Here is an 8624-nt window from a genome sequence, read left to right as displayed (position 1 = left end):
GTCGCGCTCGCGCTCGTCGACGCCCGGATGGCGTCGCTCGCGCCGGTGCTCACGGCGACGCCGCCCGGCTTCCCCGAGCGCTGACGCCGGGCTGACGGATGCCACGAGCCGCGGCATCCGTCACCGTCTCAGTAGCGGTAGTGGTCGACCTTGTAGGGGCCGTCGACGGGCACGCCGATGTAGGCGGCCTGCTCGGGCGAGAGCTCGGTGAGTTCGACGCCGAGCGCATCGAGGTGCAGTCGCGCGACCTTCTCGTCGAGGTGCTTCGGCAGCACGTAGACGCCGACCGGGTACTGCTCGGGCCGGGTCCACAGCTCGATCTGGGCGAGCACCTGGTTCGTGAACGAGTTCGACATGACGAACGACGGATGCCCCGTGGCGTTGCCGAGGTTCATGAGGCGTCCCTCGGAGAGCACGAGGATCGAGCGCCCCGTCGGCAGCCGCCACTCGTGCACCTGCGGCTTGATCTCGACGCGCACCGCGCCCTCGAGCGACTCGAGCGCCGCCATGTCGATCTCGTTGTCGAAGTGGCCGACGTTCGCGACGATCGCGAGGTGCTTCATGCCGAGCATTTGCTCGACGCGCACGACGTCCTTGTTGCCCGTGCACGTCACGAAGATGTCGACCTCACCGACGACGTCGTCGAGGCGCGCGACCTGGTAGCCGTCCATCGCCGCCTGCAGCGCGCAGATCGGGTCGACCTCCGAGACGATGACACGCGCGCCCTGACCGCGAAGCGCCTCTGCGGCACCCTTGCCGACGTCGCCGTAGCCGACGACGAACACGACCTTGCCGCCCATGAGCACGTCGGTCGCGCGGTTCAGGCCGTCGGGCAGCGAGTGGCGGATGCCGTACTTGTTGTCGAACTTCGACTTCGTGACCGAGTCGTTGACGTTGATGGCCGGGAAGAGGAGCTCGCCCGCCGCGTGCAGCTCGTAGAGGCGGTGCACGCCGGTCGTGGTCTCCTCGGTGACGCCCTTCAGCTCCTCCGCGATGCGCGTCCAGCGGTCGGAGCTCAGCTCGAGGCTCGCCCGGAGGGTGTCGAGCACGACGCGGTACTCGTGGCTCGCGTCATCCGTCGCAGCGGGGACGACGCCGGCCGCCTCGAACTCGCGGCCGCGGTGCACGAGCAGGGTCGCGTCGCCGCCGTCGTCGAGGATCATGTTGGGGCCGATCCAGTCGGCGCCGGACGCCGTGGCCTCCGCCGACCAGTCGAAGATGCGGTCGGTGCACCACCAGTACTCCTCGAGCGACTCGCCCTTCCACGCGAACACCGGCACGCCGGCCGGTGCGTCGACGGTGCCCTCGGGGCCGACGGCGATCGCGGCCGCCGCTTCGTCCTGCGTGGAGAAGATGTTGCAGCTCGCCCAGCGCACCTGCGCGCCGAGCGCGACGAGGGTCTCGATGAGCACGGCGGTCTGCACCGTCATGTGCAGGCTGCCGGCGATGCGGGCGCCCGCGAGCGGCTTCGACTCGCCGAACTCGGCACGGAGGGACATGAGGCCCGGCATCTCGTTCTCGGCGAGCCTCAGCTGGTGCCGACCGGCCTCGGCGAGCGAGAGGTCGGCGACCTTGAACGGAAGGGCGGTGGTCGCGGGCAGCGTGGTCATGCGAACCATTGTGCCAGTTCGGCTCCGGGCGATCCTCCGCGTGAAGGGGCTAGGCGCTGCGCGGGCTCTCGCGGATGAGTGCGAGGACCTCGTCGCGAATGGCCGCCATCGTCGCGGCATCCCCGCCCTCCGCGTTCAGGCGAAGCAGCGGCTCGGTGTTCGAGGGCCGCACGTTGAACCACCAGAACGCCTCGTCGCCGGCCGTCACGCCCGTCACCGTGAGGCCGTCGAGCTCGTCGAACTCCGCTCGATCGGTGAACGCCTCGACGATGCGCGTGTACGCAGCCGGCACGTCGTCGACGACCGAGTTGATCTCGCCCGAGAGCGAGTACGGGGTGAAGCGCGTCGACATCTCGGAGAGCGGGGCCGCCTGCGAACCGAACTCGGCGAGCACGTGCATGGCGGCGAGCATGCCGTTGTCGGCGCTCCAGAAGTCGCGGAAGTAGTAGTGCGCCGAGTGCTCGCCGCCGAAGACGGCGCCCGTAGCGCGCATCTGGTCCTTGATGAGCGAGTGGCCGACCCGGGTGCGCACGGGCGTCGCCCCTGCTGCCTCGATCGACTCGGGCACGAAGCGCGAGGTGATGAGGTTGTGGATCACCGAGACATCCGCTTCGCCCAGCGCCTGCACGCGCGCGATCTCGCGGAGCGCCACGATGGCCGCCACGGCGGAGGGGTCGACCGCGCCGCCCTGCTCGTCGACGACGAAGCAGCGGTCGGCGTCGCCGTCGAACGCGAGTCCGAGGTCGGCGCCGTGCTCGACGACGGCGCGCTGCAGGTCGACGAGGTTCGCGGGGTCGAGGGGGTTCGCCTCGTGGTTCGGGAAGGTGCCGTCGAGCTCGAAGTAGAGCGGGACGATCTCGAGGGGCAGGGCCGGGAGGGCCGCCGCCGTGCCGAGCACGGCCGGCACGGTGAGCCCGCCCATGCCGTTGCCGGCGTCCACCACGATCTTGAGTGGCCGGATGCCGCTGAGGTCGACGAGCGAGCGGAGGTGGGCCGCGTAGTCGGCGAGCACGTCGACCGTCGAGACGGCGCCGGTCGAGGCGACGGGCGCGATGCCCTGCTCGAGGTAGTCGACGGCGCGATCGCGGATCGCGGCCAGGCCGGTGTCGAGCGAGATGCCCTGCGCTCCGGCGCGCGAGAACTTGATGCCGTTGTAGGCGGCCGGGTTGTGGCTCGCGGTGAACATCGCCGCGGGCGCGTCCATCGACCCCGATGCGAAGTAGTTCTCGTCGGTCGAGCACAGCCCGATCGAGACGACGTCGGCACCGCGGGCTGCCGCGCCGCGGGCGAACGCCTCGGCGAACCCGGGCGAGGAGTCGCGCATGTCGTGACCGACGACGACCCGGCCGCCGCCCGCGCCGACCTCGTCGACGAACGCCGCGGCGAGTGCCTCGACCGTTTCGGCGGTCAGCCCCTCGCCGACGATTCCGCGGACGTCGTAGGCCTTCACGATCGCATCGAGGCGCGCTCGTGCCTCGGCGCTTGCAGCGGAATTCATGCCTTGAAACCTACCTCACCGAGGCTGACGTGCCGCACGACCTGCCAGCCGACGGGCGCCGACGTGCGCTCGGCATGCCTCGCGCAGAGGTCGTAGCCGTGGGGCTCGCGGGTGGCCGCGAGCGGGCCGAGCACCGCCATCGAATCGGCATAGTCGAACGTCAGCGTGGCAACCGCTTCGGCAGCGCAGGCAGTGCGCGAACAACGTCTCATGGCTCCACAAGAGTAGCGAGCATCTCGGCCGTTCGGTGGATACGACTCAGTACGATGGACGGTATGCCCCGCTCCCGCCGCGTCGCCTCCGAGCCGCGCTCGCCCCGACGGCTCGCCCGCGACCGCCACGGCCGCGGGCTCCGCTCGGCAGTCACCGGGCCGCACCTGCCGATGCTCCACAATCGCCTCGACGAGTTCGACGTGACCGTCGGAACCACCGCGGCGTACCTGCGGGGGCTCTGGCCCGAGCTCGAGGGCGTCGTGTTCGAGGTCGCGCAGGGGCCGGCCGAGGCGATCCACGACGATCACGTCGACCGGTGGAAGGTCTTCCACGACGAACGCCGCATCGTCTTCTACCGGTTGCCCATCGTGCGCTTCCTGCGGCTGCAGGAGGGCGAGGAGCGCGAGGAGAAGCTGCTCATCGAGAGCTGCGTCTTCCGCGCCATCGCCGACCTGCTCGGCAAGGACCCGTGGGAGCTGGCGCCGGGGCGGTACCGCCACCTCTGAGCGCCGCCCCCACCGGCGCGCCGCGTGGCGCGCCGGCTCCGCCTAGCGCGGGAACACTCGAATGGGCGCGTCGAGCGGCCCGGGCGGCTGCACGCCGAACGAGGCGAGTTCGGCCACGTCGCTGAACGACACCGAGGCGTGCACCCCCGCGACTCCGGCGAGCGTGACGATCGAGCCGGCATCGACCTCGACGGATGCCGCCCCGCCCGCGTCGATCGTGATGGCGCGCGTCTCGCCGTCGAGCGTGAGCTGCACCTCGGCCTCGCCCTCGCCCTCGTTCGCGAGGTGGAGGACGGGCGAGGGGCCGTCGGGGACCGCGACGACCGCATCGTCGAGCAGCGGCGATGTCGACACCGTCCAGGCGAAGTCGCCCGCTGACGCGACCTCCGCCGCCGCCGACGGCGTCTCGTCGGCCGGAACGCTGATCGAGGCACGGGCGGCCGCCAGGACGGGTCCGTCGGCCTCGACGCGCACGGTGTACGCGCCGGCCTCGAGCACGCCGAGCGGGACATCGGTCGCCCGGCCCGGCTGCAGGGTCGCCTCGATCGTGGAGCCGTCGGCACTGCCCGCCTCGGGAACGAGCCCGATCGTGACGTCGACGGGATCGTCGCCCGTGGCGAGCAGACGCACCGCAGGGAACGCGTCGCCTTCCGCATGGTCGTCGGCGGGATCGATGCCGCCCGTCTCGGCGACCACGAATCCGGGGATGATCTGCGTATCGGCGGGCATCGCCGCCGGACCGGTGAACTCGACGCCGGCGGGCGCGAGGCCGTCGACGGCCGACTGCTCGAGCGTCGCGGCGATCGTGCCGCCGGTGCTCGTGACGTGCACGACCGGGGAGGCGATGTTCGGGGCGAGGCCGGCGAGCGAGACGACCCGCTGGCTCTTGCCCGGCACGATGATGCCGAGCGCCGAGCCCGCTTCGACCGCACCGGTCTCGCCGATCACGCGCACGTCGACCGTCGCGGCGACGTCGGTGGGGTTCGCGAGGGTCACGAGGCTCGTACGGCCGAGCGTCGTCGCACCGCCGACGAGCCAGGACTCGGCGGTCGCCTCGGCGCAGGCGGTCGCCGCGAACCCGGCGATCGTCTCGGTGCCGGCCGACTGGGACTGGGCCCCCGCGATCATGCCGGCATCCACGGTGCCGGGCTCGACCTCGATCACGACGGGGGTTCCGTCGCGGTCGGCGCGCGGGTTGCCCGGTGCGTCGAGCGGTGTCTCGGTGATCTCGGCGTCATCGGGCTCGGCGCCGACGGTGATCTCGGCCTCGCCGATCGAGGACGCGGTCGTGGCGGCTGCGGCATCATCGGCGAGCGTGAGCAGCGGGCCGGGGCAGACGCGCTGCTGACGGCTCTCCGCGGGCTGCACGACCAGCGACGGCGGCATCACCCGGTGCTCGGGCCATGGCACGAGCGCGGCCGCTCCCAGCGCCGCGACCGCGAGCGCGGCCGCCACGAGGAACGCGGCTGCGCGGCCGCCGATGCGGGCGAAGGTGCGTGCGCGATCAGCGGACATCGTCGTCTCCCCTCGTCTCGGTCGGTTCGTCTCGGTCGGATGCCGCGGGCGGGAGCGGTTCGTCGGGCGACGTCCCGTCGTCGGGCGACGGAGGCTCCGATGCATGCGTCACGGGTTCGTCCGGCGCCTCGGATGCCGGGGCGGGATCACCCGCCGATTCGTCGACCTCGTCGGGCTCGCCGTCGGCGGCGTACTCGCTCGTTTCAGCGCGCCGGCGCTCCTCACCGGGCTCGCCGGCCTCAGCGGCCTCAACGGCCTCGCCGGTGTCGCCGGTGTCGTCGGTGTCGGTGGCCGCTTCGTCAGCAGCAGGCTTCTTCCGCACCTTCGCGGGCTTCCGCGGGCGGCGCCGCACGGGTCGTCGATCGGCCTCGCGCCCGGCCCCGGTCGGAATCGAGAGCAGGAGCGTCGCGCCGAGCACGATGAGCTGCGCGGCGGTGATCAGTCCGGTCAACGCTCCGCCGGCGTTCGCCGGGATCTGCGCAGCCGGTGCGTCGGGCTCGGCGGCGGCGAACCGCCAGAGCGTGCCGAAATCGGTCTCGCCGACGGCGATCAATGCGGAGTTGCCGTCGAGCGCCGAGCGCGCACGGTTCGCGGTCGCCTCGGCCTCGCGGTCGTCGCCGACGGGCGGGGCGAGGAGCACGAACGAGACGCCGAACTCCCGGATCGCGGCATCCGGATCGAAACCGCTGCGGGAGGCGAGGTTGCCCGCGATCTCCGCGAGTTGCGCCTCCGACTCGCTCATCTCCACCAGGGTCTGCTCGAGCGTCGACTGTTCGTCGAGGGTCGTTCCCGTTCCGTGCTCGAGCGTCGACCGGATGCTGCCGTCGACCTCGGGCTGCATCCGGAGCGTCGTCACCCGCGGATCCGATTGGGCCTCGGCGCCGACGAATGCCGGCAGGGTGCGCTCGGCGGCCGGGGCGACCGCGGTCGAGGTGGTCGCGATCGCCAGCCCCGTCGGCAGGACCGCGGCGATCGTCGTCGCGGCGACGAGCCATGCGAGCACGGCACCGCCCCGGCGCACGGCGTTCAACGCGATGACCGCGGCGAGCACGAACCCGAGCCATGCGAGGCTCAGGCCGGGCCCAGTCCAGAGCTGCACCGCGGCGGGCCCGGCGACCGCGACCGCGACGTGTCCGGCGGCGACGGCGGTCGCGAAGCCGAGCAGCGCCACGCCGAGGCTGAGCACCGCCCCCCGGATCCCGGGCGCGAGCACCGCGGCGAGCGCGGCCACGATCAACGGCACGACGAGCAGCGTCAGGACCAGCTTGGGGTCGATCGGGGAACCGCTGCCGAGGAGCTCCGGCCAGCCGCCCCACGGTGCCCCCGGGAATCCGAGCGCGAGCTGCCACGACGACGGCACGATGCTCTGGAGCGGCAGTCCGGGATCGGCGAGCAGCGCGATCGGGGTGCCGCGACCGAACTGCTCGAACACGAGCGGTGCGAAGAGCACGAAGGCCGGCAGCGGCAGGCCCGCGAGGCGGACCGCGGCGCGTCCGCTCACCGCGAGGCTGATGAGCCATGCTGCGAGCAGTGCCGGTGCGAGGCTCGGGGCCGCGGCCACCACGGCCGCGAACAGGAGGGAGGCGGTCGCCGCCGCGGCCCACGAGGTCGCCGCACCGAACACGGCGAAGGCGAGCCAGCCGAGCAGCATATGCGCGAGCACGGCGCCGGGACGACCGTCGCCGAGCGCCACGAGCAGCGGAGGTGCGAGCCCCCAGACGAGCGCGGCGACGGCGCGCACCGAGCCCCGTTCGGTCAGCCGGGAGGCGGCGAACCATGCACCGAGCGTCGAGACCGGCACCGCGACGAGCCAGAGCAGCACGAGGGCGAACGACGGCGCCCAGAAGGTGATCGACCCGAGCACCGCGAGCACGCCCGCGAACGGGTCGGCGGCACCGACGAAGCCCGCGCCGATGTCGCGCCAGCCGTAGGCCGCGTTGTGCCACAGCTCGTCGAGACCGCTCGAGAGCGGCAGGATGCCGCCGCCGCTGAGCCCTCCGGCACCGAGCAGCCAGGAGAACAGGGCCACGCTCGCCACGATGGAGACGAGCAGCACCCAGCCGCCGCCGGTTCCGATGAACTGCAGCTCGTGCTTCCGGCCCCGCGCTCTCGCGCGCCGCTCCTCGGCGGCGTGCTGTCGACGCCGGCGCACCTCGTCGGGCGTCATCCGAAGCGGTGCGATCGCCGACCAGCCCGTCGTCCGCGCGGCCTTCAGCCGACGCCGGGCGCGGGGCACGCGCATCCCCGAGAACATCGTTCCGAGTGCCGCGGCGAACTCGCCGAGGATCGCTCCGGGCGACTTCACGAGCAGCAGCCTGATCGACCTGATGATCGCGAGCGGCAGGAAGCTCAACCAGTGCACGGGAACGGCGACGGCGGGCGCATATACGAGCCGGCGGTGCAACGCAGCCGCCCGCGACGCGCGAGTACGTCGTCTGGCCGCTCGGGCGCGGGGATCGGACGGCGGCCCGACGACCCCGTCACCGGCGAACCGCACATGGGCGTCGGGCACCACCGAGACCCGGTGGCCGGCCAGGCGCGCCCTGATCGAGAAGTCGAGGGCGTCGTCGACGGTCGGCAGCGCCGGGTCGAATCCGTCGAGCTCGCGCCAGACCGCGTGGCGAACGAGGATGGCGGCCGGGTCGAGGCCGAGGACATCGCTGAGACCGTCGTGCTGGCCCTGGTCGAGTTCGCCCGCCACGAGCGAGACGCTGCGACCGAATCGCGTGATCGTCCGGCCGAAGGTCGCGATGCGGTCGGGGTCGTCCCATTCGCGGAGCTTGGGCCCCGCGATCGCGACGGACTTCGCCGTCTCGAGGGTCGCGACGAGACGCTCGAGCGCATCGGGCTCCGGTGCGGTGTCCTCCGCGAGGAGCCACAGTGCATCGGCGTCGGACGCCGGTGCGTCGAGCACCCGGTCCGCGGCGCGCACGGCGTCGCCGAACGAGAGCCGCTGGGAGAGCTCCACGATATGCGTCGGCGATGAGGCCGCTGCGATCTCGCGCGCTTCGGCGTCGGCCTCGGTGAGGACGACGACGAGGGCGTCTGGAGCACGACCCTGTGCTCGAATCGCTTCGAGGGAGCGTCTGAGGTGGTCGCCACCGTGATGTGCGACGAGGACGGCGGTGACTCTGGGGAACATCGGGGTCAGCCTAGGCGGCACACCCCGCGGCATCCGTCACCGATGCGGGCGTGCCTCGAAAATCCGGTCGAATGTCTGGATGCCTCGAGGCGACGCTTCGCCGTCTCGAACATGGAGGGTCACGAGCGCGGAGCTCGCCG

5 protein-coding genes and 1 pseudogene are annotated in these 8624 nt (G+C 72.4%); 1 reads left to right on the top strand and 5 read right to left on the bottom strand.

Translation table 11 applies throughout. The annotated features are described in order from the left end of the window. Positions 1-128: 128 nt before the first annotated feature. The 3 genes and pseudogenes from ahcY to ACFTQE_RS19205 form a co-directional block, all read right to left on the bottom strand. Complete coding sequence (ahcY, locus tag ACFTQE_RS19215; RefSeq protein WP_376926575.1) at positions 129-1610, bottom strand: adenosylhomocysteinase; 1482 nt, start codon at positions 1608-1610, stop codon at positions 129-131. Positions 1611-1659: 49 nt separating this feature from the next. Next, positions 1660-3108, bottom strand: coding sequence for a phosphomannomutase/phosphoglucomutase (locus ACFTQE_RS19210; protein ID WP_376926574.1), 1449 nt, complete (start codon positions 3106-3108; stop codon positions 1660-1662). 32 nt (positions 3109-3140) lie between these two features. Continuing rightward, positions 3141-3320, bottom strand: a pseudogene (locus ACFTQE_RS19205) (DUF3499 family protein); the annotation flags it as partial. Between the two features lie 63 nt (positions 3321-3383). Here ACFTQE_RS19205 and ACFTQE_RS19200 point away from each other — a divergent pair. Beyond that, complete coding sequence (locus ACFTQE_RS19200) at positions 3384-3827, top strand: hypothetical protein (protein WP_074259402.1); 444 nt, start codon at positions 3384-3386, stop codon at positions 3825-3827. 42 nt (positions 3828-3869) lie between these two features. Here ACFTQE_RS19200 and ACFTQE_RS19195 read toward each other — a convergent pair whose 3' ends face one another. Both ACFTQE_RS19195 and ACFTQE_RS19190 read right to left on the bottom strand, forming a co-directional pair. Beyond that, entirely contained in the window at positions 3870-5342 is a 1473-nt protein-coding gene (locus ACFTQE_RS19195; RefSeq protein WP_376926573.1) for a DUF5719 family protein, read from the bottom strand. Beyond that, entirely contained in the window at positions 5332-8484 is a 3153-nt protein-coding gene (locus ACFTQE_RS19190; RefSeq protein WP_376926572.1) for a glycosyltransferase family 2 protein, read from the bottom strand. The genes ACFTQE_RS19195 and ACFTQE_RS19190 overlap by 11 nt, the downstream gene beginning before the upstream one ends. Positions 8485-8624 lie beyond the last annotated feature (140 nt).

The sequence above is a fragment of the Agromyces sp. NPDC056965 genome (assembly GCF_042673425.1).
Lineage (GTDB): Bacteria > Actinomycetota > Actinomycetes > Actinomycetales > Microbacteriaceae > Agromyces.
This window is presented reverse-complemented; position numbering and strand designations above follow the sequence as displayed.

What these genes read in the sequence shown, in the direction of transcription:
- ahcY (WP_376926575.1), bottom strand. Translation starts at nt 1,610, where the DNA reads ATGACCACGCTGCCCGCGACCACCGCCCTTCCGTTCAAGGTCGCCGAC.
- ACFTQE_RS19195 (WP_376926573.1), bottom strand. Translation starts at nt 5,342, where the DNA reads ATGTCCGCTGATCGCGCACGCACCTTCGCCCGCATCGGCGGCCGCGCA.
- ACFTQE_RS19210 (WP_376926574.1), bottom strand. Translation starts at nt 3,108, where the DNA reads ATGAATTCCGCTGCAAGCGCCGAGGCACGAGCGCGCCTCGATGCGATC.
- ACFTQE_RS19190 (WP_376926572.1), bottom strand. Translation starts at nt 8,484, where the DNA reads ATGTTCCCCAGAGTCACCGCCGTCCTCGTCGCACATCACGGTGGCGAC.
- ACFTQE_RS19200 (WP_074259402.1), top strand. Translation starts at nt 3,384, where the DNA reads ATGCCCCGCTCCCGCCGCGTCGCCTCCGAGCCGCGCTCGCCCCGACGG.